Source organism: Lysinibacillus contaminans, assembly GCF_001278945.1.
GTDB lineage: Bacteria > Bacillota > Bacilli > Bacillales_A > Planococcaceae > Lysinibacillus > Lysinibacillus contaminans.
This window is the reverse complement of sequence record NZ_LGRV01000004.1, coordinates 69,471-94,248: the sequence shown is the minus strand read 5'-3', so window position 1 is coordinate 94,248 and position 24,778 is coordinate 69,471. Positions and strand designations below refer to the sequence as shown.

At 37.9% G+C, this 24,778-nt stretch carries 21 protein-coding genes, 1 tRNA gene and 1 pseudogene; 19 read left to right on the top strand and 4 right to left on the bottom strand.

All coding sequences use genetic code 11. The features are described 5' to 3' along the window. Positions 1 to 387: 387 nt before the first annotated feature. The 6 genes from AEA09_RS15140 to tsaD all read left to right on the top strand — a co-directional run bounded on the left by AEA09_RS15140 (position 388) and on the right by tsaD (position 3,660). Positions 388 to 463 (top strand) — tRNA-Asp (locus AEA09_RS15140). A gap of 145 nt (positions 464 to 608) precedes the next feature. Next, on the top strand, positions 609 to 926 hold the full coding sequence (locus AEA09_RS15135) for an arginyl-tRNA synthetase (protein ID WP_053584801.1): 318 nt from the start codon (positions 609 to 611) through the stop codon (positions 924 to 926). A 119-nt stretch (positions 927 to 1,045) separates the two neighbouring features. Continuing rightward, entirely contained in the window at positions 1,046 to 1,495 is a 450-nt protein-coding gene (tsaE, locus tag AEA09_RS15130; RefSeq protein ID WP_053584800.1) for a tRNA (adenosine(37)-N6)-threonylcarbamoyltransferase complex ATPase subunit type 1 TsaE, read from the top strand. Beyond that, positions 1,492 to 2,202 carry a tRNA (adenosine(37)-N6)-threonylcarbamoyltransferase complex dimerization subunit type 1 TsaB gene (gene tsaB, locus AEA09_RS15125; protein WP_053584799.1) on the top strand — a complete coding sequence of 237 codons (711 nt, stop codon included), beginning with the start codon at positions 1,492 to 1,494 and terminating at the stop codon, positions 2,200 to 2,202. The genes tsaE and tsaB overlap by 4 nt, the downstream gene beginning before the upstream one ends. Next, complete coding sequence (gene rimI, locus AEA09_RS15120; RefSeq protein WP_053584798.1) at positions 2,192 to 2,644, top strand: ribosomal protein S18-alanine N-acetyltransferase; 453 nt, start codon at positions 2,192 to 2,194, stop codon at positions 2,642 to 2,644. The genes tsaB and rimI overlap by 11 nt, the downstream gene beginning before the upstream one ends. Continuing rightward, the gene (gene tsaD / locus AEA09_RS15115; RefSeq protein ID WP_053584809.1) at positions 2,644 to 3,660 is read left to right on the top strand and encodes a tRNA (adenosine(37)-N6)-threonylcarbamoyltransferase complex transferase subunit TsaD; all 1,017 of its coding nucleotides are present in this window, start codon (positions 2,644 to 2,646) and stop codon (positions 3,658 to 3,660) included. The genes rimI and tsaD overlap by 1 nt, the downstream gene beginning before the upstream one ends. Positions 3,661 to 4,111: 451 nt before the next feature. On the opposite strand, the gene AEA09_RS15110 is transcribed toward tsaD, so the two are convergent. Continuing rightward, entirely contained in the window at positions 4,112 to 6,055 is a 1,944-nt protein-coding gene (locus tag AEA09_RS15110; protein ID WP_053584797.1) for an ABC transporter ATP-binding protein, read from the bottom strand. Between the two features lie 198 nt (positions 6,056 to 6,253). On the opposite strand from AEA09_RS15110, the gene AEA09_RS15105 reads away from it, so the two are divergent. From AEA09_RS15105 to tatC, 3 genes are all read left to right on the top strand, one after another. Next, a complete protein-coding gene (locus tag AEA09_RS15105; protein ID WP_053584796.1) occupies positions 6,254 to 6,889 on the top strand; it encodes a redox-sensing transcriptional repressor Rex in 636 nt (211 codons plus the stop codon). A 150-nt stretch (positions 6,890 to 7,039) separates the two neighbouring features. Then, positions 7,040 to 7,234, top strand: a complete 195-nt coding sequence (gene tatA, locus AEA09_RS15100) for a twin-arginine translocase TatA/TatE family subunit (protein ID WP_053584795.1) — start codon at positions 7,040 to 7,042, stop codon at positions 7,232 to 7,234. 18 nt (positions 7,235 to 7,252) lie between these two features. Next, complete coding sequence (gene tatC / locus AEA09_RS15095; RefSeq protein WP_053584794.1) at positions 7,253 to 8,077, top strand: twin-arginine translocase subunit TatC; 825 nt, start codon at positions 7,253 to 7,255, stop codon at positions 8,075 to 8,077. Between the two features lie 176 nt (positions 8,078 to 8,253). Here the strand turns inward: tatC and AEA09_RS15090 are convergent, their stop codons facing one another. Continuing rightward, positions 8,254 to 9,003 (bottom strand): CPBP family intramembrane glutamic endopeptidase, encoded by a 750-nt coding sequence (locus AEA09_RS15090; protein ID WP_053584793.1) that lies wholly within the window; start codon positions 9,001 to 9,003, stop codon positions 8,254 to 8,256. Positions 9,004 to 9,190: 187 nt separating this feature from the next. On the opposite strand from AEA09_RS15090, the gene groES reads away from it, so the two are divergent. Then, positions 9,191 to 9,475: a co-chaperone GroES gene (gene groES / locus AEA09_RS15085; protein WP_053584792.1), complete on the top strand. Its 285-nt coding sequence runs from the start codon at positions 9,191 to 9,193 to the stop codon at positions 9,473 to 9,475. 57 nt (positions 9,476 to 9,532) lie between these two features. Beyond that, positions 9,533 to 11,164, top strand: a complete 1,632-nt coding sequence (gene groL, locus AEA09_RS15080; protein WP_053584791.1) for a chaperonin GroEL — start codon at positions 9,533 to 9,535, stop codon at positions 11,162 to 11,164. A gap of 132 nt (positions 11,165 to 11,296) precedes the next feature. Here the strand turns inward: groL and AEA09_RS15075 are convergent. Then, a pseudogene (locus AEA09_RS15075) lies at positions 11,297 to 11,530 on the bottom strand (tyrosine-type recombinase/integrase); the annotation flags it as partial. A 734-nt stretch (positions 11,531 to 12,264) separates the two neighbouring features. On the opposite strand from AEA09_RS15075, the gene AEA09_RS15070 reads away from it, so the two are divergent. From AEA09_RS15070 to AEA09_RS15060, 3 genes are all read left to right on the top strand, one after another. After that, positions 12,265 to 13,515: a conjugated bile salt MFS transporter gene (locus AEA09_RS15070; RefSeq protein ID WP_211263269.1), complete on the top strand. Its 1,251-nt coding sequence runs from the start codon at positions 12,265 to 12,267 to the stop codon at positions 13,513 to 13,515. Between the two features lie 18 nt (positions 13,516 to 13,533). After that, complete coding sequence (locus AEA09_RS15065) at positions 13,534 to 15,165, top strand: amidohydrolase (protein ID WP_053584790.1); 1,632 nt, start codon at positions 13,534 to 13,536, stop codon at positions 15,163 to 15,165. A gap of 709 nt (positions 15,166 to 15,874) precedes the next feature. Continuing rightward, on the top strand, positions 15,875 to 16,444 hold the full coding sequence (locus AEA09_RS15060; RefSeq protein ID WP_053584789.1) for an SF0329 family protein: 570 nt from the start codon (positions 15,875 to 15,877) through the stop codon (positions 16,442 to 16,444). A gap of 664 nt (positions 16,445 to 17,108) precedes the next feature. Here AEA09_RS15060 and AEA09_RS15055 read toward each other — a convergent pair. Continuing rightward, a complete protein-coding gene (locus AEA09_RS15055) occupies positions 17,109 to 18,152 on the bottom strand; it encodes a lytic polysaccharide monooxygenase (RefSeq protein WP_082332692.1) in 1,044 nt (347 codons plus the stop codon). A gap of 529 nt (positions 18,153 to 18,681) precedes the next feature. On the opposite strand from AEA09_RS15055, the gene AEA09_RS15050 reads away from it, so the two are divergent. The 5 genes from AEA09_RS15050 to AEA09_RS15030 all read left to right on the top strand — a co-directional run bounded on the left by AEA09_RS15050 (position 18,682) and on the right by AEA09_RS15030 (position 24,751). Further along, positions 18,682 to 19,191, top strand: coding sequence for an RNA polymerase sigma factor (locus AEA09_RS15050; protein WP_162212726.1), 510 nt, complete (start codon positions 18,682 to 18,684; stop codon positions 19,189 to 19,191). Continuing rightward, a complete protein-coding gene (locus AEA09_RS15045) occupies positions 19,191 to 20,390 on the top strand; it encodes a hypothetical protein (RefSeq protein ID WP_053584787.1) in 1,200 nt (399 codons plus the stop codon). Before AEA09_RS15050 ends, AEA09_RS15045 begins: the two co-directional genes overlap by 1 nt. Further along, entirely contained in the window at positions 20,390 to 20,947 is a 558-nt protein-coding gene (locus AEA09_RS15040) for a hypothetical protein (RefSeq protein ID WP_053584786.1), read from the top strand. Before AEA09_RS15045 ends, AEA09_RS15040 begins: the two co-directional genes overlap by 1 nt. A gap of 251 nt (positions 20,948 to 21,198) precedes the next feature. Then, positions 21,199 to 22,371, top strand: coding sequence for a glycoside hydrolase family 18 protein (locus AEA09_RS15035; protein ID WP_425412013.1), 1,173 nt, complete (start codon positions 21,199 to 21,201; stop codon positions 22,369 to 22,371). Between the two features lie 160 nt (positions 22,372 to 22,531). After that, complete coding sequence (locus tag AEA09_RS15030) at positions 22,532 to 24,751, top strand: PepSY1/2 domain-containing protein (RefSeq protein WP_053584784.1); 2,220 nt, start codon at positions 22,532 to 22,534, stop codon at positions 24,749 to 24,751. Positions 24,752 to 24,778 lie beyond the last annotated feature (27 nt).

Sequence of the window (24,778 nt, the reverse complement as noted above, 5' to 3'; positions counted from 1 at the left end):
CACATGAAACAGTCAACTATATGTTGGCTGTTTTTTTGTTATTAAGGAAATTATAGATTTATTACCTGTGGATAATCTTAGGTATAGTCGTCTAGGTTAAATAGCTATATACCCGAGGTCACGATCTGATCCTTTAGGAGAACATGGTGGAATATTTATTTTCGCCTAAGGGCTCACGAAAAACTGTCAGATGTGAACGAGCGCTATAGCGCATTTTTTCGAGTAGAGGAAATTAGAGCATAATCAATGAAAAAACGGTACAAATAGTAGGGATAAATTTGGTTTTCAAAGTGAAGATTAAAAATTTTTATATTATTTTCTCAAATAAATGAAAAAAAGTATTGTGTAATTATAATAGCTATGTTATATTAATATATGTCTTAAAGAGGTCCCGTGGTGTAGCGGTTAACATGCCTGCCTGTCACGCAGGAGATCGCCGGTTCGATCCCGGTCGGGACCGCCATTACGCATATACAGTTCTTATAATAGGAAACTATTATAAGGGCTTTTTTATTGTGCAAAGTCCAAATTTAAAGAATCTGCGTTTTTTCATGTATAGCTCAGGTACAGTTTGAGAAGCAGTTAGAAAGTGTACGGGGGTGAAAGATATGCGGAAATTATGCATGTTGCTATTTGCCATGATGACATTAGTTGGATGCGGAGATCCAATTTTAGAGATTGAAGAAAACAATAGATATCATTGGCAAAAATATATGAATCAGAAAGAGTTCGATAGTTTAGAAGAAGGAATGTCTTATCTGGAAGTTGTAGAGATTGTAGGTGGCGGAGGCGAAGCCATACAGAACAATAGATATCAATGGCGAGATGAAATATTAATGACACAGGCATATGTCATTGAATTTAAGGATGATCAACTACTCTCGAAAGAGGTTGTGGAATTAAAAGGACATTCAAATAGAAAGTAAAACACGTTTTCCTTTAAGGAAAACGTGTTTTATTTTTTCAAAAAACACTGGATGCTTTGAACATTTGCGTTAGTTTCGGTAAACTAGAGGTAATGTAGCTAGGAGAGGAAACAAAGAGAATGTTTGAAAAAATAATGAATTCACTTGAAGATACAGAGCAGTTTGCACTGGAACTGGCAAATTTACTAAAAGCACAGGATACAATTACACTTGAGGGCGACCTCGGTGCAGGAAAAACAACCTTTACGAAGGCTTTGGCAAAAGGATTGGGTGTTACTAGAACAGTGAATAGCCCGACATTTACGATCGTCAAACAGTACGAGGGACGTTTACCTTTTAATCATTTAGATGTATATCGTTTAGCAGATAGTGATGAGGATCTGGGCTGGGACGAGCTGTTTTACGGAGATGCGGTATCAGTTGTAGAATGGGCGCATTTAATTGAGCAAGACTTGCCACAGGAACGTTTAGGTATTGAGATTTACCGTATTGGGGAGAACGAACGACGATTTGTGTTAACGCCTCGTGGGAAGCGATATGAGGCATTATGTGAGGAGCTAATGAAATGATTTGGTTAGGAATTGAAACAGCGAATGCACCACTTTCTGTCGCAATTGTGAAGGATGGTAAAGTAGTGGCAGAGGTTGTACAAAATATAAAATTAACGCATTCTGCAGGAGCAATGCCAGCAGTCGAGGCGATACTTGCAAAAGCTGGGCTAAAACCGGTTGATATTGATGCCATTGCGGTGTCAGAGGGACCTGGCTCATACACAGGTGTGAGAATCGGTGCAACACTTGCTAAGACACTTGCATGGACGTTGAAAAAACCACTAGTAGGTGTATCGAGCTTAAAGGTATTAGCAGCGAATGTATCCCTTCATAACGGTCTCATTTGCCCATTATTTGATGCACGTCGTAGCAATGTATATACAGCAGTTTATAAAGGGGCAACACTGGAAACCGTAGTGGAAGATTACCATGATCATATCGACGGCTTATTACAGCGTTTACAGGAGCTAGCAGAGCCCGTATTATTTGTTGGAGCAGATGTCGACGTGTTTTGGGAAAAAATCGTAGCAACACTTGGCGACTATGCATATCGTGCACCAATGACAACAGATTTACCACGTGCATGCGAAGTGATTCGTTTAGCAAGTGAGGGTGAGCTACCTAGTACCGAAGCGACACATCACTTTGTGCCACAATATAAGCGTATTGCAGAGGCTGAGGCGAACTGGCTGAAGGAGCAAAAGGAGAAGGCAAATGAGCAGTAAGGTAACGTATCGTAAAATGACGTCCGACGATGTTGAAGCTGTTTATGCCATTGAACTTGCTACATTTCCTACGCCGTGGACACTCGATTCTTTTTACTATGAAATGCATGAAAATCAATATGCATATTATTTGATAGCAGTAGATGAGAATGAAAGTATAATTGGCTTTTGTGGCATGTGGATGGTCATCGATGCGGCCCAAATTACGAATGTGGCAGTAACAGATGCTGCGCGAGGTCGCGGGATTGGTGAAGGATTAATGCGAGAGGCGATGCGTATTGCACGTGAGCATGCAATGGACGTCATGAGCTTAGAGGTACGTGTAACGAATAGTGTGGCACAAAATCTCTACAGAAAACTTGCCTTCCAAGACGGCGGTATACGCAAAGGCTATTATACAGATAACGGGGAGGACGCTCTTGTCATGTGGGTGAATTTATAATGGAAAATCGAATTATTTTAGCTATTGAATCAAGTTGTGATGAAACAGCCGCAGCGATTATTCGAAATGGTTCAAAAATTGTTTCGAATGTTGTGGCTTCACAAATCGAGAGTCATAAACGATTTGGTGGTGTTGTACCAGAAATTGCGTCTCGTCATCATGTTGAACAAATTACAGTTGTGATTGAAGAGGCTCTAACACAGGCAAATATGACGCCACAGGATTTAGATGCGGTTGCAGTTACAGAGGGTCCAGGACTTGTTGGGGCACTGTTAATCGGTATTAACGCGGCAAAGGCCTTTGCATTTGCGAATAATTTACCGATTTTAGGAGTACATCATATTGCTGGTCATATTTATGCCAATGCTCTTGTGCAGCCAATGGAGTTTCCATTACTAGCATTAGTCGTGTCAGGCGGACATACAGAGCTTGTCTATATGAAGGAACATGGCTCATTTGAGGTCATTGGTGAAACTCGAGATGATGCAGCAGGTGAGGCGTACGATAAAGTGGCGCGTGTACTAGGCTTACCATATCCAGGCGGGCCACGAATTGACAAGCTAGCCCATGAAAGTGATGAAGCGGTTGCGTTTCCTCGCGTATGGCTTGAGGAAGATTCCTATGATTTTAGTTTTAGTGGCTTAAAATCAGCAGTCATTAACTACAAGCATAATATGGATCAACGTGGTGAAGAAATTTCACCAAAAGCTGTGGCGAAAGGCTTCCAAGACAGTGTTGTCGAAGTTTTAACAGCTAAAACCGTGCGTGCTGCTCGTGAATTTAAAGTTAAACAAGTCATTGCAGCAGGCGGTGTAGCAGCCAATAAAGGTCTACGCTCGTCTCTAGAGGCAACATTTGAGGCGGAAGGCATTCCATTTTACGTACCTCCATTAAAATTATGTACAGATAATGCAGCAATGATTGGTGCGGTGGCAACACCTATGTTTGAGGCAGGTGTTCGTAGCGATTTAACGATGAATGGACGACCTGGAATGGAATTAAAATCTTGGGTATAAGAAAAGGTATGGCTTACAAAAAAGCCATACCTTTTGTTTTTGTACAAAAACAAAATTAATTAAAATAAATAGAAAATTACGAAAATAGATGTCTCGCAAAAGAAAATAAAAAGTGACATATTTTTCAGAATAATTATCCACAGCTAACACAAACTGAATCTCGAATAAAACAGCGAACATCCGTACTTATGCACAAACTGTGGATAACTTGTGTATAAGTTGTGATTATTCTACATATAGTGGTTAGTTTTACACAATAAATGGTGGGATAATTTTTTTGGAATTGTGGACAGTGTGGAAAAGTCTGTTGATATGTTGGTATTACTAGCTTCATAGTGTGTATAAAATTGTGGGCATTTTTTGTCGAAAAATAGTACTTGACCAATATATACGAAAAAATAGAGTGAGTAAAGAAAAAACCATGTGACAGGGCACATGGTTTTACAAGATGTTATACAATAATATTCTCGAGTTCTTCATTGAGTTCAAGCCATTCCATTTCAAGTAGCTCATGCTGCTCTTTCACGGTGTCTAATTCACCTTGCAATTGTGAGATTTTTTCATGATCTGCAAAAATCTCAGGATCGCAGAGTGCTTCTTCTAAACGAGCAATTTCAACATCAACAGCTTGCATGTTACTTTCTAACTCTTCAATTGAACGACGGATTTGGCGTTCGCGCTTTTTCGCCTCTTTATCGATTTTAGAAGTAGAAGCTTTTTCAGATACTGATGCTTGTGCATGAGGCTGAGATGCGGCTTTCATTTGCGCAATTTCTAAAAGTTCTTGTTTTTTCTCAAGGTAATAATCGTAATCGCCTAAATACTCAAACGAACCATCGCCGGATAGCTCAATAACTTTCGTTGCGATGCGGTTAATGAAGTAACGGTCATGTGATACGAATAGTAGCGTACCCGGATAATCAATAAGCGCATTTTCTAACACTTCCTTGCTATCTAAGTCTAAATGGTTGGTCGGCTCATCGAGAATAAGGAAGTTTGCCTTTTGCATCATTAATTTAGCAAGTGCAAGACGTGCTCTCTCACCGCCGGATAACGAATTCACCGTTTTATCAACATCTTCACCACTAAATAAAAAGCGGCCAAGTACAGTTCGAATATCCTTTTCGTTCATTAAAGGCCATTCATCCCATAACTCTTTTAATACGCTTTTATTGCTAGAGAGCTTTGCTTGTTCTTGGTCGTAATAACCAATTTGTACATTGGTACCGTAGCGAATTTCACCAGCTAGTGCAGGTAAGTCCTTCACGATTGTTTTCAGTAGTGTCGATTTGCCGACACCGTTAGGACCAACGAGCGCTATACGATCTTCACGGAATGTACGTAATGTAATACCAGTAGAAATTTGTTTATCCCCATAACCAACAGCTAATCCATCAATAGAAAGTACATCATTCCCACTTGGACGATCAATCGCGAAGCCAAAGTTTGCTGATTTTTCATCGCCATCAGGAGAGTCCATCCATTCTGTACGTTCGAGCATTTTACGACGACTTTGTGCCATCTTTGTTGTCGAGGCACGAGCAATATTTTTTTGAATGAAATCTTCCAACTTTGACTTTTCATCTTGCTGACGCTCGAACATCTTCATATCACGCTCGTAGTTTTTCGCCTTTTCATCTAAATAGGCGCTGTAGTTACCCGGATATTTTGTAACACGATGGCGAGACACCTCGTAGACAATCGACACGACCTGATCTAAAAAGTAGCGGTCATGGGAAACGATTAAAATTGCGCCTTCATAACTTTTTAAATAAGTTTCTAACCAAGATAGCGTTTCAATATCTAAGTGGTTAGTCGGTTCATCGAGGATAAGTAAATCGGGCTTACTTAATAGAAGCTTTGCTAACGCAAGGCGCGTACGTTGCCCCCCGGAAAGCGAGCTAATCGCCTTGTCATAGTCTTCTGGGAAGAACTGCATACCGTGAAGGACGGAGCGGGTATCGGATTCATATTGATAGCCACCAGCATCTTTAAAATCATGCTGTAGTTGGTCATATTCGGACATGATTTTTGCATACAGCTCTGCTTGCTCATAAACCGCTGGATCTGCCATTTGTTGTTCTAATGACCGTAGCAATTTTTCTTGTGCACGAAGAGGTTCGAAAATTGTCATCATTTCGTCCCAAATCGTTAATGTCGAATTTAGGCCGGCATGTTGCTCTAAATAACCAATTCGCACACCTTTTGGAATGATAATATCGCCTGAATCATATGACATTTGACCGGCAATGATTTTTAGTAAAGTGGACTTACCAGCACCGTTGCGCCCTACTAATGCCACGCGATCACGGTGTTGAACTTCTAGTTTTACGCCACTTAAAATTTCATCTGCAATAAAGGATTTATATAGTTGATTGACTTGTAATACAATCATTCGTGACACCTCAATTCTTTATTAGTGTACTGGATGAGAGATTTGCTTGCAATGTCAGTGCTTTACTTATTCCTAGCTGTCATGTAAGATTGAAACGATTTACCTTTAGCTAGCGGCGTATGTCACTGATTTTGTGAATTGAAATGGAGACTAGAAAAGCGCCAAGGCGAATTTGATGTTTTTTAAGGAGGAGCAAGTTTGAAACAAGAAGTAAAAATTCCACAAGCCACAACAAAAAGACTTCCTCTTTACTATCGATTTATTCAAAACTTCGCACAAGAAGGCAAGGAACGGATTTCGTCGAAAGAATTGAGTGAAGCGATGAAAATTGATTCTGCAACAATTCGAAGAGATTTTTCTTACTTTGGTGCGCTTGGTAAAAAAGGTTACGGTTATGATGTACAGCATTTACTTACATTTTTCAGTCAAACACTCGACCAGCATGAAACGACAAAAGTAGCGTTAATCGGTGTCGGGAACTTAGGGAATGCTTTACTTAAATATAATTTTCAAAAAAATCATAATACTCATATAGTTGTTGCATTTGACTCTAAAGCACCAAAAGAAGGCAAAATGATTAGCAATATTCCTGTATATCATCCAGATTTACTAGAGGAAAAATATGCAGAATACGGCGCAGAGCTTGCCATTTTAACAGTGTCATCACGTTCCGCACAAAAGACAGCAGATAGACTTGCGGCGATGAAGGCAAAGGGCATATTGAATTTTACGCCAGAGCGTATCACGGTACCCGATTCTATGCAGCTATTAACAATTGATTTGTCGGTAGAGTTACAGGCATTAATTTATTTAATTCGTAATCAAGAAAACTAAGTGGATTACATAGTATATTGGAGGTTTACTTAAATAACTGTACTATTTTTTCAAGTAACTGACATCTAGATGAAAAAAATTCACATATAATTAGTTAGTAAAATGGTATAATTTGCTGTAGAATGAAGGAAATAAGAGGAGGTGGCTGTAATGGGTATTGGTCCTATGAGCCTAATCATTATCGGTATTGTGGCGATCTTGATTTTTGGACCTAAGAAGTTACCAGAGCTAGGTAAAGCGATGGGATCTACACTTCGAGAGTTCAAAAACGCTACTAAAGGTTTAGCTGACGATGATGATGATGATAAAAAGAAAGTCATCGAAGTAAAAAACGATGATAAGTAATTGAAGGAAGTCTCTAATATGAATTCAAACAACCAAACTGTCATTGAACATATAGAAGAATTAAGGAAACGACTTTACTTCGTAGTCGTTTTCTTTGTTATTGCGATTGCAGGCGGATTTTTTTTGGCAGAGCCACTTATACACTTCCTACAAAGAAGTGATACTGCACAAAGCCTTGAATTAAACGCATTCAGAGTCACTGATTCTATAAAAATTTATTTTCAAATGATTTTTTATATTGCTTTGTTACTTACATCACCACTTATTCTGTATCAGCTATGGGCATTTGTTACACCAGGGCTATATGAAAAAGAGCGTAAAGCTACATTAAGCTATATTCCATATGCATTTATTTTGTTTATAGCTGGTATTACTTTTTCTTATTTTTTACTATTTCCTTACGTATTAAACTTCATGATAGATTTATCTGCTCGATTAAATGTAGAACTAGAAATCGGGATTAATGAGTATTTTTCATTTTTATTTCAAATAACTTTGCCTTTTGGATTTATATTTCAGTTGCCGATTATTCTACTATTCTTTGCACGCCTGGGTATTTTAAATCCACAGATAATGGTGAAGTATAGAAAATATGCTTACTTTGGTCTTTTTGTATTAGCAGCGATGATTACACCACCAGATTTAATCAGTCATTTAATCGTAACTGTGCCAATGTTCGTACTCTATGAATTTAGTGTTTGGGTTGCAAAAATCGGTTATCGAAAGTATCTGAAATCAGAAGAGATTCGCTTAAAAGAAGAGCGTGTGGCGGAACAAGCTCGTATGGTAGAAGATGCACTTGAATTACAACGTAAACAAATGGAAGAATTGAATAATAACTAACTGAGGAAACCTCGTTGCATTTTACTTGCAACGGGTTTTTTTGTATTTAGAGAGGGCATACTATATTCGGTAGAAGGATGATTCGGTTTTTGAAAGGATTGATTAGATAAGGGGAGAGCTGATTAAAAAAGAAAAATCGCTCAGATAACTATATCCTGAGCGATTTTAGTAGACAATTATTGTATTTTTTGTGCTTGTTCAAGAAACTTTTGCAATGGTTCTGCATAGAATTGTACGAGTGTCACAAAACCATTCAGCAAAACGTGCGCAATGATGGAAGTCCAGATTCGCTTCGTTTGGTGATATAAAAAAGCGAATATTAAACCACAAATTGTATATAGTAATATGTGTGTGAAGTCAAAGTGAATTAGTGCAAAGAAGATAGCACTCACAATGGCTGCAACCCAGAAATTTGTTGTCTGTACGAGTGATCCAAAAACGACACGACGGAAAACAAACTCTTCTAAGATAGGACCGAATACCACAATGGCTAGGATGGCAATTGGCGCACCTTTAGCAATGGAAACAATATCGGCAGTATTTTGTGAACCACCTTCAATACCAAATACCATCATTTCAATAGCTGCCCCAATCATTTGCCCAAAGAACACAAGGAAGAAGCCGACGACGCCCCATACAATTGTAAGAGGTATAGAAGCTTTTTCACCTGGATATACATTCCAGAAGGCTTTGTCACGGGACGTTAAGATCAAAATAAGAATTAACGCAATCGCAAAGCTAAGCGCTATGTACCAGCCCTGTGTGATAGGTGCAGCCTGTTCGTGTGGAAGTCCGGTTGTGCTCATAACCACACGGTGAAATGGTTTTATAAGAGGTATACTAGATAGCTGCATCACGATGTAAATAAGTAGCACGTAGAGTGCTGTTTTTTTATACTTAATTGCTTTTTGAGAAATAGTCACCATCAAAATCCTTTCCTTACTTAAGCTTACTTTCTATTGTAGAGGAATTTGGAAAGAAAACAAAATTTTTCGAGGTTCTTGCTTGCAAATAAAGAGGTGTTTTATTATTATAATAAGAGTATTAGCACTCTGTATGATAGAGTGCTAATAAATTTTGAATAAATATTCAAATAATAGGAGGTTGTTTTACTTGTTAAGACCACTAGGTGATCGTATCGTAATCGAACTAATCGAGGTAGAAGAAAAATCTGCATTTGGGATTGTACTACCGGACTCTGCAAAAGAAAAGCCGCAAGAAGGTAAAGTAGTAGCAGTTGGGACAGGTCGTGTATTAGAAAACGGACAACGTGTAGAGCTTGACGTTAAAGTTGACGACCGCATTATTTTCTCGAAATACTCTGGCACAGAAGTTAAATATGAAGGCAATGAATACCTAATTTTACGTGAAAGCGATATTCTTGCGATTATTGAATAATACTTAAATATATTAAGAAGGCTTAAAGAATATTCCATTTCAGGAGGGTAATTCAACATGGCAAAAGATATTAAATTCTCAGAAGAAGCTCGTACATTAATGCTTCAAGGTGTAGATAAATTAGCAAACGCAGTCAAAGTGACATTAGGGCCTAAAGGTCGTAACGTCGTTCTAGAAAAAAAATTCGGTTCTCCACTGATCACAAATGATGGTGTGACAATCGCAAAAGAAATTGAACTTGAAAATCCATACGAAAACATGGGTGCAAAATTAGTAGCAGAAGTTGCTTCTAAAACAAATGAAATCGCTGGTGATGGTACAACTACTGCAACAGTACTTGCACAAGCAATCATCCGTGAAGGTCTTAAAAACGTAACAGCTGGCGCAAACCCAGTAGGTATCCGCAAAGGGATTGAAAAAGCGGTTGCAGCGGCTCTTACAGAACTTAACGCCATTTCACGTCCAGTAAGCAACAAAGAAGAAATTGCACAAGTAGCGGCGATCTCAGCAGCTGACGAAGAAGTAGGCGAATTAATCGCAGAAGCTATGGAACGCGTTGGTAACGACGGCGTTATCACGATTGAAGAATCTAAAGGCTTCACAACTGAGCTTGATGTAGTTGAAGGTATGCAATTTGACCGTGGCTACGCATCTCACTACATGGTTACAGATACAGATAAAATGGAAGCGGTTCTTGAAAATCCATTCATTTTAATTACAGATAAAAAAATTACGAACATCCAAGAAGTACTGCCTTTACTTGAACAAGTGGTACAACAAGGTCGTCCACTATTAATGATCGCAGAAGATGTTGAAGGTGAAGCACTTGCTACACTTGTAGTGAACAAACTTCGCGGTACATTTAATGCAGTAGCAGTTAAAGCTCCTGGATTCGGTGACCGTCGTAAAGCAATGCTTGAAGATATTGCTATCCTGACAGGTGGTCAAGTTATTACAGAAGAACTAGGTTTAGACCTAAAATCTGCTGATATTACTTCACTTGGTCGTGCAGCAAAAGTGGTTGTAACAAAAGACAACACAACAATTGTTGAAGGTGTTGGCGGAGCAGAAGCAATCGAAAGTCGCATTGGCCAAATCCGTGCACAACTTGCTGAAACAACTTCAGAATTCGATAAAGAAAAATTACAAGAACGCCTTGCAAAACTTGCAGGTGGTGTAGCAGTTATCAAAGTTGGTGCTGCAACTGAAACAGAATTAAAAGAACGCAAACTTCGCATTGAAGATGCTCTAAATTCAACACGCGCAGCTGTTGAAGAAGGTATCGTATCAGGCGGTGGTACTGCACTTCTAAACGTATACGGTGCAGTAGCTGCAGTAGCGGAAAAAGAAGAAGGCGATGTAGCAACTGGTCTGAAAATTGTACTTCGCGCACTTGAAGAACCAGTTCGCCAAATTGCTAACAATGCAGGTCTTGAAGGCTCAATCATTGTAGATCGCCTAAAACGTGAAGAAATCGGTATTGGCTTTAACGCAGCAACAGGCGAATGGGTAAATATGATTGAAGCTGGCGTAGTAGACCCAACGAAAGTAACGCGCTCAGCATTACAAAATGCAGCATCAGTTGCAGCTCTATTATTAACAACTGAAGCGGTTGTTGCAGACATTCCAGAACCAGCAGGCGCAGGTATGGGTATGCCTGATATGGGTGGCATGGGCGGCATGATGTAACTTCCACAGGATGTGGTGGCTTAGGCGTTGCGACAGGACGTCGCGGTCTTAGCCTAAGTTCCTCGATCTGCCAAACCCTTGATATGACTGGGTTTTATGTAAGATGAAAGTGAAATGCTAACATAAAGAATTTTAATGGAAGCTTCTCATAAGTTCACTGAACTTTTGGGAGGCTTCTTTTTTCATTTCTTTTGTCACGTAGAGATAGACGTTTTTGGTGATTAGATGATCTGAATGGCTAAGTCTATCCATGATTTGTTCGAGCACGACACCTGCTTCTGCTAATAGTGAAGTGTGTGTATGTCTCAATGAGTGTGGTGTTAAGTCAGGGTTTAATTTTGCGATTGCAAGCAGTCTAGCCATCCTAACATTTCGCAAGTCCTTGTTTTCTAAAAAATATGGAATATGATCTGGAGTCAATTGAGCCGATGCAAGGAGCAATCTACTCTACTACCACCTATTCCAATGCTAACTTTAATTGTTTCAGAGAGGAAGAAGAATTAGATTGTTCAACACTACTAAGAACAGAAGATGATGAACTGGAGAATATTGTGTTGAAGCCTTTCATCAATAAAGCACTCTCCAGAATTCATTATAAATAAATAAATAAATAAATAAATAAATAAATAAATAAATAAATAAATAAATAAATACGCCAACCAATCGGATACTAACATCTTTATTTTTTATAAATCACTTTCATAACCCGCATCCGCCACAATATGTTCGGGTAATTGCAAAGTATTCTCTTCTATTGTATCTAAGAATGGAATTAGATTTATATTTAACTAAAAATTCTCTGTTTGTGATAGATAACTAATTAAATCAAAAAGAGTAGTGTTAAGAAATCTGACACTACTCTTTTTCGTTGAAAAATTTATTTCCAGCTATCTGATATTCCTCCATCGGTTTTGTATAAATGTGGTCTTTTGGATTTTCTAGTAATGTCGGTTCGTATGGTGAAGATGGTTTTTTAACTGAATAAGTATTTTATTAATTGATTAGGAAAAACTAATGAAAATGAATTAAAGAGAGAACCGAAATTAAATTTAAGGTTGATTTCAACATAAATACGAAAATAAGGTTTTGGAGGATGAAAAATGGACACCATTAGAAGTAACAAAAAGAAATATTTTATGGTATTTGTATGTATGTTTCTGCAAGCAGTACCATTTGGTATAGCACAAAATATTCAACCATTGTTTATTCCATATGTTATTGAAAAATTCAATTTTTCACTTGCGTCATTTTCACTAATATTTACATTTGGTGCTATAGCAGCAGCAGTATTTTCACCTTTTTTTGGTAAATTATTTGGGAAAGTCAATTTAAAACTTTTATTTATAATAGGTACTACTTTATCTAGTCTTGGCTTTTTAGCTTTTGGTTTCGCAACCAGCTTACCTCAGTTTTATTTGTTTTCAGCGATTTTGCAAATAGGTTGTGGAATATTTTCAGGTCTTGGGGTTCCTTATGTGATAAACACTTGGTTCCCAAAAGAAGGTAGAGGTAAAGCATTAGGTATGGCCTTTGCTGGTGGTTCTATAGGAAATATATTTTTACAACAAATCACTTCTCAGATGTTAGCAAATAATGGTGTTACTTATAGCTACATTGCTTTTGGTTTAGTTTCACTTGTATGTAGTTTGCCGGTCATACTGTTATTTATTAGATTGCCTAAAGAGGGAGAAGTTGAAAAAGTTACTGCAGATGTAAAAGAAGAGGCAGCTGAGCTTGAAGGACCAAGTATAGCAGAGGTTAAAAAAACCAGTTCTTTTTGGATATTTGGAGCGGCCTTTGCCATCATTTCTATAGGTATTTCAGCACTTAGTACCCAATATGCTACTTATTTTACAGGTGAATTAAAGATGAGTCCTACATTAGTAGGGACATTAGGATCAACATTTGCCTTATTTAGCTTATTTGGCAATGTTGTTGGTGGTGCTTTGTTTGATAGGATTGGGTCACTTAAAACAATGACTATTTCTTTCGTGCTTCAAGCAATAGCTATAATCGCTTTATTAATGGCAAGTAATACACATGGACTTGCATTTATCTTTTCAATTGCCTATGGCTTAAATGTTTTCTCTTTCATGTCAGCACCGGCTTATATGGCATCTGACGTATTTGGTAAAAAAGATGCTAGCGTAAAACTGGGCATTATCAAAATATTCTTCGCTTGTGGTTTTGCCGTTGGCTCTACTTTGTTTGGTGCGGTTGCAGATAATTTTGGCTTTAGAGCAGGTTGGATAACGTTATTAGTATGTACTGTTATCGGATATGCACTACTTTTAATATCTATAAGAAAAGTTAAAAACAAAAATAAAAATAAAAACTATATCACTGAATAGCGAATGGGAGGACTAGGAATGGAAAAAATAATTTACTTCAATGGAGATATTATTACAGTCAATCCAAACAATGAAGTGGCCCAGGCCATCTTAATAGAAAATGGTCTCATTATGGCAGTGGGGAGTACGGAAGACATACGTGCACTTTCAGATGAAAATACTAAAGAAATCAATCTTAATGGAAAGACAATGTTACCGGGACTTATTGATCCGCATGGACATTTTGTTGCTATTGCACAGACATTTACGGTTATAAATTTTAGTGAGTGTAGTTCAAAGGAAGAAATATTAAAGATTATAGAGGATAAACTAAACAATAACCCTCCTAAAGAAGGGGAATGGATTATTGGGTTTGGTTATGACAATACAAAGTTTGAAGGTGAAGCGCATCCTACAAAATTTGATTTAGACAGTGTATCAGCACAAATACCTATGTTTATCACCCATGCATCAGGACACTTGGCTGTAGTCAACAGTGCTGCGTTAGAGAAGCTGGGGTATGTAGGGGAAGATTACGAAGTTCCAGAAGGAGGTGTCGTAAGAACAGTAGCACCTGACTCTAAAGAACCTAATGGGATTTTGGAAGAAAATGCTTGTTTAGACCCGGAAAAGAAAAAACTTATACCTGGTCCTTCTTTTGAAGCCTTGATGGATGCCATTTCCAAAGCTCAAGATATTTATGCAGGGTATGGTATCACAACAGCCCAAGATGCAAGTGTAGATAAAAATATACATGAATTATTAATGGCAGCAGCAAATGCAAATCAACTTAAAATAGATATTGTAGGACATGCAGTACAACAAGTAACTTTTGACTTATTAACAGATATGGGCACACCCAAACGAGAGTATATGAATCACTTTAAATTACTTGGTGGGAAAACATGGTTAGATGGTTCGCCACAAGGCAAAACTGCGTGGTTAACGAAGCCGTATTATGAAGCGCCTAAAGGACAAGATGAAGATTATTGTGGTTATGGTACACAGACAGATGAAGATGTAAAAGCCTATTTCAAAGGTTGTATAGAAAGAACCCTTCAGGTTAATGTGCACACGAACGGAGATGCAGCAGCAGATCAGTTTATTAGATGTTATAATGAGGCATTAAAAGAAACAGGGAAACAACAAGATTTAAGACCTGTGATGGTACATGCCCAAACCGTAAGAGAAGATCAGCTAGATGAGATGAAAGCAATTGGGATAATACCAACCTTCTTTTTAGACCATATCTGGTTCTGGGGAGATTATCACTATGAGTCTGTATTAGGGCCAGAAAGGGCCAACCGAATTTCACCAGCAGCCTCTGCACTAAAAAGAGGAATAAACTTTACTTTGCATCAAGATCCACCTGTAAAAATGCCGAATCAAATCCTTGCTATTCACAATGCAGTCAATAGACAAACTCAAAAAGGGCGTGTATTAGGAGAAGAGCAAAAAATCTCTGTTATGGATGCCATTCGTGCAGTGACAATAAATGGGGCTTGTCAAAATTTTGAAGAAGATATAAAAGGAAGTTTAGAAAAAGGAAAATATGCAGATTTAGTCATACTTGATAAAAATCCACTCAAAGTAGAAGTGGATCAAATCAAAAACATTCAAGTACTAGAAACCATCAAACAAGGTGAAGTTATATTTAAAAAAGTAATTTAGCTTTTAAAGATTTGTTCATGTACAAATCTCTTTTTATTTTTCATCTTAGATAAGAAGATAAGCCTGTATTATTCAAGGACTTTCGGGTCAATTTGAAGTTTTTTATAAATTTCAAGGTCTGAGGGTCCTTTTCAAAAGATCTTGCAAACTTCTATATATTAAGAAAGCCGCTTATCTCTTCCAAGGACCACCAGGTACCTATAGCATACTTATTATCTACTCAAGGCATGTTGAGCGTGTGAACAACGGTGACTGATTATCTGCTTGAAATGCTAACATTTTGCTAACGCAATCCCATAAAAAGCGGTAAATCCCCGTTAAAGATGTTACAGAACGTAACAAGCATAACGTTGATTTACAGCACTTTTTGAACCTCTCGTTAACGATGTTACACACTTTCAATTCACGGGCGGCATGATGTAATAAAGCCCTCAAATCATTGATATGACAGGGTTTGTATGTAAGATGAAAGTGAAATGCTAACATAAAGGATTTTAGCGGAGGCTTCTCATAAGTTCACTGAACTTTTGGGAGGCTTCTTTTTTCATTTCTCGGGTAACATGGAGATAGACGAGTTATTGTTTCATCAGAAATTCAAGTCACACTTAATCCTTGTATTTAGTAGGATCGATGAGTTGGTTATTGTATTATGAATAATAGAACGACTATCTCAATAAATATTTATAATATAAAAATTAAGGAGAATTACATGTCCTGGAGCAAATTGAAGCAAAATCTGGAGAGTTTTCTCTGTCCAGCATTACACGGAAGGGTTGAGTACCGTGCAACCAGCTACCGTTATTTACCTGATAAAGCAGGACTTTGTTATATTGCGGTAGATAAAAAGAATGTTCTCAATATGAGTGATAGTACTAACTTAATCAGATGGTATCAGACAGAACAGGAAATTAAGAATGATTCAAATATCCAAATTCCTATCAACAAAGAGGAAATTGAAGCGGTAAGAAAAGAAACCAAGGGGATAGTTCCGGAGGAGCGTCTATTAGTAATTGCAAGGAGTAGAAAATTATCAGCATATGCAAAAGAGCTTTTGTCAGCGCAGTCATCATTAAGTAAATCAAATTTTATCGTTGTAGCTACTAAGTTTTTATCCACTTCTATAGAGGAAAGCATAGAGAGCGATGATATCCTATTGAATATTCTAGCTTTGGTGGACAGACGGGTTGGAAAAAAACGAATTTTAAACATGAGAGAGAAGATGAAGTTAAAGCATCCAATTGTGCAGTATTTTTATGAACTACGGCTTAGTACGTTATGATAATAAATAACTCATCACCTGAAAATCTTTCATTACTTATTGATTTCCTTCGTGTTCAATCTAAGAGAATTTATACATTAGTAGTTGAGTTTACTGAGCTAGCAATTAGAGTAATAAATTCGGGGAATTCAGTGGTTAACTCAGGAGGAGTGTGTGGATAGCTGCTAACATTTTGCTAATGCAATCAAATGAAAAACGATGAAATTCCGTTAAAGATGTTACAATGAACATTTTTGCAAATTTTGATGTAGCGCACTTTTGGAACACATCGTTAAAGATATTACACACTTTCACCTTACAGGCGGTATGATGTATGACTCTGCACAAGCCATTTTATGAAGCTGTCTTGTTCATAATTAATTAGTATAGGAATAACCACTTCTCGAAAAATTGGAGAGGTGGTTATTTTTATGCTTTTGAAATTTTCTTATCATTGCAAAAAAAGAAGAAGATGTGAAAATTGATGCATCTACAGATGAACAGATATATCAAATGTTAGGGTTTATGAATCAGAGTTCTCTCAATAAAGTAAGCTGTACCCAAATGAGTAGACTTATTAGGGTACACTCGACAGGATACAGCTTATTTTTTATTTAAATCTTTATTTTACAAACGACCACTCACGACTTAAACATGGATTATTTCCTTGTAACCACTAGTTAGCTTAGTAAAGAACATTGGTGTACTTTACTTTGTCTCCACCTAAGTAGACTTTGCTTATATCCCATTCATTCGCCGAAGAATTTGGTGCCCCATTATCGTTATCTTTAACAAGTTCCCATACGATTGAATTATCTGGTTTTTCGCCTAGTGTCCACCACTTTGCTTTGTAATAGTTACCGTTGTACTTCACTTTGTCTCCACCTAAGTAAACTTTGCTAGTACTCCATTCATTCGTCGAGGGATCCGGTGTCTCGCTCCCGTTACCTTTCACAAGTTCCCAAACAGCTGAGTTGTCAGGTTTTTCACCTTGTGTCCACCATTTAGCTTTGTATAGAGAGCCATTATACGAAACTTCATTACCACCTACGTAAACTTGTGTACTACTCCAATTATTCGTATCCGGATTAGGATCAGGATCAATTGGACCTGGATCTATAGGAGGAATAGTTGTCCCATCAAAGTTTGCATCGATTACATTGTAGAACGCGTTCGGTGTATCAGCTATACTCCAAACCGCAAGAATGACTTGATAACCTGAACGTTCTGGTACTTCACAGTTATGCTTTACGTTGAATGGTGGTTTTTTGCCACCGTCATTAATCGAACAGAAAAGTTCAAGATCAGCTCGCTTTAATGGTTGATCTGGATTCCAATCTTGTTTTGTAAGGTAATAATCCCACTTAGCTGTTGCATGTGCTGCAGTAAGTGTCCATTCGAAAGTATTTGCACCGCTTTTCATCGGTACTTTTGTCCAACGATATTTTGATTGTTCGTCAAGTTTTGGAAATGTATTGGCGCCTGCGATTTGACCATCAGCTGGACCACCGATTGGGAAGTTCCCTGGGGCTTCCAAACTTTGTGGTTCATATTGGACACCACCACAATTAATGTTAGCTCCCGTTTTGCATAATAAGCCGCGACTCTCTGGTTTACTTACGAACCCATGGGCAGAAGCAGTACTTGAAAAAGTAAACGTAAGTACTAACATTAACAATGCTCCAAAAATGACGGATAATGATTTCGAGTTAAAAATATGTAATTTCATGTGACTAAAACCTCCTGTTGAATAGTTACTATATGTTGTATAAATGAATAAAGAGAGAGAGAGTATCTTACAGGCGTAACCGAAGCCATCTGCTAGTGCTTCTATGAGATTTTCTAAACCTGTATATGTTCTTCTCATCATCACTATTCTATTTATATAGTAAGAGATAATAGATAACAAGAACTAATTAGTGTTATTGAAAATAACAAGTAAATTTTACTATTTTAATCCAATTGTTTAAAGGTCTTTAATCTCTTGTTGGTAGTCTTTGTACCCTCATGAATTGTTCGAATCATGCTAACCATTTTATAGATAGTTAAGTTGTAGTATAACGTGATTCAGGAGATGCCTATAAATGAGGGACAGATTGAAAGAGATGCCTGTTCAAGGAATCAGCAATTATTTAGTAGCAATTTTAAATTTTGTTGCTCAGTGATTCCCTTTATAGATGGATATATTTTTTTATTAAAGTGTAACAATGGGTTCGTTCGTGCGACTTATTAGTGAAATGAGAAAGTGGGGTGAAGTTTTGCGAGAAGAAAAATTGCAGATTGAACAATTATATGAAGCGTATCATCGCGATGTGTATCATTTTGCACTTTATTATACGAATAACAAGCAAGAGGCAGAAGATATTACGCAGGAAACATTTCTAAAAGTACTCAAGCAGCTCAATCGTTTGAAAGATAAAAGTAAGGTGAAAACGTGGATATTATCCATTGCTAGAAATACAGCTGTAGATATACATAGAAGAAAAAAGGTTAGAAAGTTATTAAGCGAAAAAATTAGCCTACAGCCTGTGGTAAGTGAAATTCAAAAACCTCAAGACATAGTGGAGAGAAATGAAGAGTGGCAAGAAGTACAGGAAGTTCTAATGACATTAAAATCACATGATCGGACAATCATCATTTGCCGCATGCTAAAGGACTACTCCATTCAAGAAACGGCTGCAATTCTCCGTATGTCAGAAGTGAAAGTACGTGTGGATTTTCACCGAGCAATAGCAAGACTTCGGAAAAAAGTAGGGAGGGATGACTGATGGAGGAACGTGAACGACAACTATTGGATGCTTTGAAAAATCGTCCTGACAAAGACCCGGATATAGAATTTTCAAAACAGGTACGCCAGAAATTACAAAAGACACATGTAACGAAGGGGAAACGTTTCTCTGTTGTGACGATACTGACAATTCCTGTGACTATTGCGATTATCGCTTTTTTAGCAATGATTGTAACAGGGCAACCGTTGGAATTGAAAAGTGCCGCGCAGCTTACAAACAGTGAGGGAGGAAATCTTTCTCGAATTGTCTTCTTTGGCTTACTACTCACACTTTTGATGTTTATTGTATTGGTCTATACAAAGGGCTATACAAAAGGAAGACTCGTCTACATGACCTTTTCATTAACATTTGCAGCATGGGTGGGGAACTTAGTGTACGCAGAGAGCTTTCGTTTAGAAGAACCTCTTGTATTACCGACATATAGAGCATCTTTTAATTATACCAATAATCAATTGCTGTTTATGTATGTAACTAATAAAGAGAGTGAAGAAGTCATACAATCCCTAACAATTGGTCCCTATACGATTGAAGGAGATGAACCGATGTGGAACGGTGAAGAAATACATCCAGAATTGCGTTATTATGCTGTGAGATTAGCATTGTTTAATCTAGACAAGGAAATTGTACAGTATGTAAAGGAACATGAAGATGCACTAGAAGAAGCAACATTAACTTTTCAAACATCTTCAGGTAATTTAGAGGTGGTGGCGCCGATTGAAAAATTAACAGGCATGGAACCTTCAGAAGAGAGAATGCTTTTAGAACAAAAAGCGTCGCTGCGTACACATAATCTCTCTAAGTTAGATGAAGTTTTGGTGTACAAAGCATGGCATAACGCAACGATTACCGACATTCTTTATCCCGATCATTTAGAGCAACAAATTGATATAAAACTAATGCGTTTACCCGATATGACCCAATCAACGTTAAATGCACTTGAAGCACAACGTTTTGAAGATTATCCAGAAGCGGCACTTGTCCCAAATGTGCTCCCTTTTACCGTTTCAAAAGAAGAAAAGTTTGCGTTGACCTATGTTTCAAAAACGCCTGCTTACAATAAAAAGGTATATGATGTATTGCTAACACTACGAAGTGACCGAGGCGAAAACTATGAGATGGTACGTATGCTACCAACACTTACAGAGCAGGATATTGTGCAGTTGAAGGAGGAGGAATAATGATGAAAGATCCATACGATTGTCTATCAGGGGGTCTGGCATTTGTTTTTATTGATTTGCATATAAATGGAGCTCTATTTGATATCTTACCAGACTTTATCGGGTTTGCGTTTTTGGTATATGGCATTCATCTTTTACCATCATTTCATAATTTAAAGCGTTGGTCGAAAAGCTTCGCCATCATTTTAACGGTAATGTCTTTTGGTGTAGAAGTAGATAAATGGCTGGAGACTCAGCTATTTGGGGAAATTGGCGTGCAATTAATGCAGTTTTTATTAATCGTCTTTATGTATTACGTTTTTCAATTATTACTGCATATTCATGAAAATAAACAATTAGAAAGTAAAACATTTAAAACGTATCAAAAATTTATGCCACTTATGCTTTGTGGATTTGTAATACAGTCATTTGTTATCAATACAGAGCCTGCAGTGTATGAAAACCTACATATTCTAGGAGCGGCATTACAGTTAATTGCCTTTATATTATTTTCAATGTATTGTCGCGCGGGGACTAAGCACTTCAAAGAAACTGCGGAATCTACGTTGAGATACTGATCCATCTGGGTGTTGGATAAGAAAAAGGTCAATTTGGTAGTGCTAAGTATGCACACAATAAAGACATGTTTTCCACCGGGCAGTCATAATATTTATAGGTGCTGTTTACAAACATATAAAAAGGAGGCAGTCGCATTCAAATACATGTTGTACAGGCGGGGGAATCGTTATGGGGAATTGCACATATGTATGGTACAACTGTCCAAAGTATTGTAGATGCAAATCAAATACCTGAACCAAGTCGTTTAGTTATTGGGCAAGCATTGGTCATCCCAATTGTGGGGAGTTTTTATTATGTGCAACCAGGAGATAGCTTATGGTCGATTAGTCAGCGCTTTGGAATAAACTATTCTACGCTAGCCCAAGTGAACGGCATTAATGCCAATCAACCTTTAATGGTTGGCATGCGTCTCTATATTCCATCACAACCAAAGACAAACGCAGAAATATTAGCATACTTAGAGCCAAGAGGGACAACGGTTAGTGACATGTTGTTAGATCAAGCAAGGGAAGCGGGCCCTTACTTAACATATCTTGCATTATTTAGTTATCAAGCGAGACGCGATGGTTCCCTACAAGCACCGCCATCTCAAGGTGTTCGAGAAGTAGCAAGTGAGTCAGGGACAGCACTCGCGATGGTCATTACAAACCTAGAAAATTCTCAATTTAGCGGAGAGTTAGCAAGTGATATTTTTCAAAGCACAGCGGTACAAGATTTACTGTTAGACAACATTATTAAGGAAGCTCAGCGTATAGGTGGCTTCAAAGATATTCATTTTGATTTTGAGAATTTAGGAAGTAATCAACGGGTACCGTATAACAATTTTTTAAGAAGAGCTGTTGAAAAACTCCATGCAGCTGGTTTTACAGTATCGACAGCGCTTGCTCCGAAAACGAGAGCAGATCAGCCAGGTCCATGGTATGAGGCGCATGATTACAAAGCTCATGGAGAAATAGTGGATTTTGTTATGTTAATGACCTATGAATGGGGCTATTCGGCAGGACCCCCTATGGCAGTTTCACCAATTAATGAAGTTGAAAGAGTCGTGAGGTATGCGTTAACGGAAATACCTGCTAATAAAATTTTATTAGGGCAGAATTTATATGGCTATGATTGGACGCTTCCATTCGTACAAGGTGGACCATATGCGGTGGCGCTAAGCCCACAAAGAGCGATAGAAATAGCAAAAAGATACAATGCAGCCATTCAGTATGACATGAGAGCCCAAGCCCCTTTCTTTGAATATTATGACGAACAAGGGAGAGCACATATTGTTTGGTTTGAAGATGCAAGATCTATTCAAGCGAAATTCAATTTAGTCAAGCAGTATCAGCTCCGCGGTGTAGGTTATTGGAAGCTGGGCTTACCATTCCCGCAAAACTGGCTGCTAATCGGCTCTAACTTCAATGTGGTTAAAAAATGAGGAACGAGGGGAGTCGTGGAGATGACGAACATCCCCTTTTTCCTGCTATAGAAAATAGTAGTGCCTAATTGTATGAATTATAAGATAAATACTTATGATCATTCACAAATATGGTAATTTACTATACAATTATGGTAAATAGTATTATAGGAGGGTTATTTTGGGTAAATTTAAAAAGTTGGGTGTCATTTTAACATCTACGGCATTTTCGTTTGGGGTGCTTTCGCCAGTTGCACAAGCATCGATACCTGCGAATGAGTCATCAATGAAAATTGAAATTCAAGTGGCAGAAGCGGACACAAAGGTAACCAAAAATGAGCTTATTAAAAAAATCCGTACGCTATTCCCGGATGAGTTTAACTTCTTAACAGATAATGATTTCAAAGTGGGTGGTGGACACTATTATTCTGACGATAAGGTGATTCGCCATGAATTATACTTTGATAAATTTGTTAATGGAAAAAACATTTATGGTAGTTTCACTTTAAAAGGTGATGACTTAGAGTTAGAGAATTTCCACTATACACCTGCAGACTTGACGGACGCGCTTTTCCCAGCAAAAATCTCAAAGGACGAGGCGCAAAAAATTGCACAGAACTTTTTAAAGAAGTTCCCGAATGCATCGAACTATAAATTACAGGAAGACAGCCAAGGGTACGATTACTATATAAGTCGCCCATTATCAGAGCCAACACGCTATTCATTTAGTTACATGCCAACACAAAATGGTGTGCCGATTAGCGATCAATATATTTCAATTGATGTTCTGGGTAATGGTGTTATTAACAGTATGTATAGTAATTCGTACACAGGGAAAAAGGCGACATTTGATAGTTTAGAGCAAAAGAAAAGCGAGACGGATGTACTGAGCCAAATGCGTGATAATCTAGCTGTCGAATTACGTTATTCTATAGACTATGATTTTACGACGGACGAGCGTGAAGTAAAGCTTGTTTACTTGCCAATTCAAAGCTTTAATGGTGTACATGCATTAACAGGCCAGTGGCAAACAACAAATGGCTTCTCGACACTAGCACCTAAGGCACAAACGGTTGAAAAGCTATCGGCGCAGCCACTTGCACCGAAAAAGAACGGTATTACAATTGAGGAGGCAGAAGAATTAGCAACATCCTTCTTAAAAGTTGATTCAGACAAGGCTAAGTTAACAATTGAAATGGTAGATGAAAGAGAAAATGAAGCGAAAGAAACGATTTATTCCGTTCATTATATGTACAGTTATAAAAATGGAGGTACAGGCGGATCGATTGAAATTAATAAGGCGACGGGTGAAATTATACAATTCCACGACTTCCGTGAAGAATTTATGAAAACAAATGAGTCGGCATCAGAAATAACAAAAGAAGTGGCACTATCAAAGGCCATTGATTACTTAAAAGAATGGGCGCCGTCTTATGTTCACCATTATGCAAAATCAATGGATGGCTATTCGTTTGACGAGTATAGTAATTATCATTATTTCACTTTCCCACGTGTTGTGAATAATATTCCTGTGACAGGTGACGATATTAGTGTGGGAATCGGTACAGACGGTTCTTTACGTATGTTATACATTAATCACCAAAAATTCGACAACTGGCCATCTGCAGGCAAGGCCATTGCACCGGATGTAGCGAAAGAAACGTTTAGCGCAGCATTAAAGACGAAACTTCAGTATGCTAAACAAGACAATGAAGACAAGCAACACTATGATTTAGTCTATGCACCAACGTATGATGGTGTCATTTATAATCAGCTAGATGCTACGACTGGCGAATGGTTGCATAGTATTAAGCCAGAAGACAATACGCCAATAATTTCTCACCCTACAGCTGCTGATGAGCTAAATTATTTACTGCATCAGAAAGTTTTAGAGGTAAAGGATCCAGCTACCTTTAATGCCGATAAAGCGGTAACAAAGGGAGAAGCATTAAAGATTATCATGAAATCTATGACATATGGTTATTACGGTAGCTATATGACAGATGATGAAGCGAAGCAGTCTTTCCCGAATATCGATTCGAAGCATCCACTATACCAAATAGTTGAGCAGGCTGTAGGTATGGGCGTTTTAGAGCCAACGGATAACTTTAAAGTTGAAGACCCGTTAACACGCCAAGAGTTAGCTGAATGGTATATTCGAGCTTTAGATCTTGAAACAGCCGCGAAACGTAGCGATATTTACAAGGTGAATTTTGCAGATGCAAGCACAATTCAACCTAATTATGTAGGCTATGTAGCGCTAGCCAATTCGCTGGGGCTGCTAGATGCTCAGGATAATAAATTTAACGCAACTAGTAATGTGACATATGCAGAGCTAGCGGTTTCAACAATTCGTTTAGCACATAAGATTTATGAGAAAAATGACAATCGATATTACTAGTTAGAAAAATTAATAGAGAGAGGTGTT

Excerpts from the sequence above, each read along its gene's own strand:
- AEA09_RS15055 (WP_082332692.1), bottom strand. The coding sequence starts at position 18,152 with ATGAAATTACATATTTTTAACTCGAAATCATTATCCGTCATTTTTGGA.
- AEA09_RS15040 (WP_053584786.1), top strand. The coding sequence starts at position 20,390 with ATGATGAAAGATCCATACGATTGTCTATCAGGGGGTCTGGCATTTGTT.
- tatA (WP_053584795.1), top strand. The coding sequence starts at position 7,040 with ATGGGTATTGGTCCTATGAGCCTAATCATTATCGGTATTGTGGCGATC.
- AEA09_RS15110 (WP_053584797.1), bottom strand. The coding sequence starts at position 6,055 with ATGATTGTATTACAAGTCAATCAACTATATAAATCCTTTATTGCAGAT.
- groL (WP_053584791.1), top strand. The coding sequence starts at position 9,533 with ATGGCAAAAGATATTAAATTCTCAGAAGAAGCTCGTACATTAATGCTT.
- tsaE (WP_053584800.1), top strand. The coding sequence starts at position 1,046 with ATGTTTGAAAAAATAATGAATTCACTTGAAGATACAGAGCAGTTTGCA.
- tsaB (WP_053584799.1), top strand. The coding sequence starts at position 1,492 with ATGATTTGGTTAGGAATTGAAACAGCGAATGCACCACTTTCTGTCGCA.
- AEA09_RS15090 (WP_053584793.1), bottom strand. The coding sequence starts at position 9,003 with ATGGTGACTATTTCTCAAAAAGCAATTAAGTATAAAAAAACAGCACTC.
- AEA09_RS15045 (WP_053584787.1), top strand. The coding sequence starts at position 19,191 with ATGGAGGAACGTGAACGACAACTATTGGATGCTTTGAAAAATCGTCCT.
- AEA09_RS15135 (WP_053584801.1), top strand. The coding sequence starts at position 609 with ATGCGGAAATTATGCATGTTGCTATTTGCCATGATGACATTAGTTGGA.
- AEA09_RS15060 (WP_053584789.1), top strand. The coding sequence starts at position 15,875 with ATGTCCTGGAGCAAATTGAAGCAAAATCTGGAGAGTTTTCTCTGTCCA.
- tsaD (WP_053584809.1), top strand. The coding sequence starts at position 2,644 with ATGGAAAATCGAATTATTTTAGCTATTGAATCAAGTTGTGATGAAACA.
- tatC (WP_053584794.1), top strand. The coding sequence starts at position 7,253 with ATGAATTCAAACAACCAAACTGTCATTGAACATATAGAAGAATTAAGG.
- AEA09_RS15070 (WP_211263269.1), top strand. The coding sequence starts at position 12,265 with ATGGACACCATTAGAAGTAACAAAAAGAAATATTTTATGGTATTTGTA.
- AEA09_RS15065 (WP_053584790.1), top strand. The coding sequence starts at position 13,534 with ATGGAAAAAATAATTTACTTCAATGGAGATATTATTACAGTCAATCCA.
- rimI (WP_053584798.1), top strand. The coding sequence starts at position 2,192 with ATGAGCAGTAAGGTAACGTATCGTAAAATGACGTCCGACGATGTTGAA.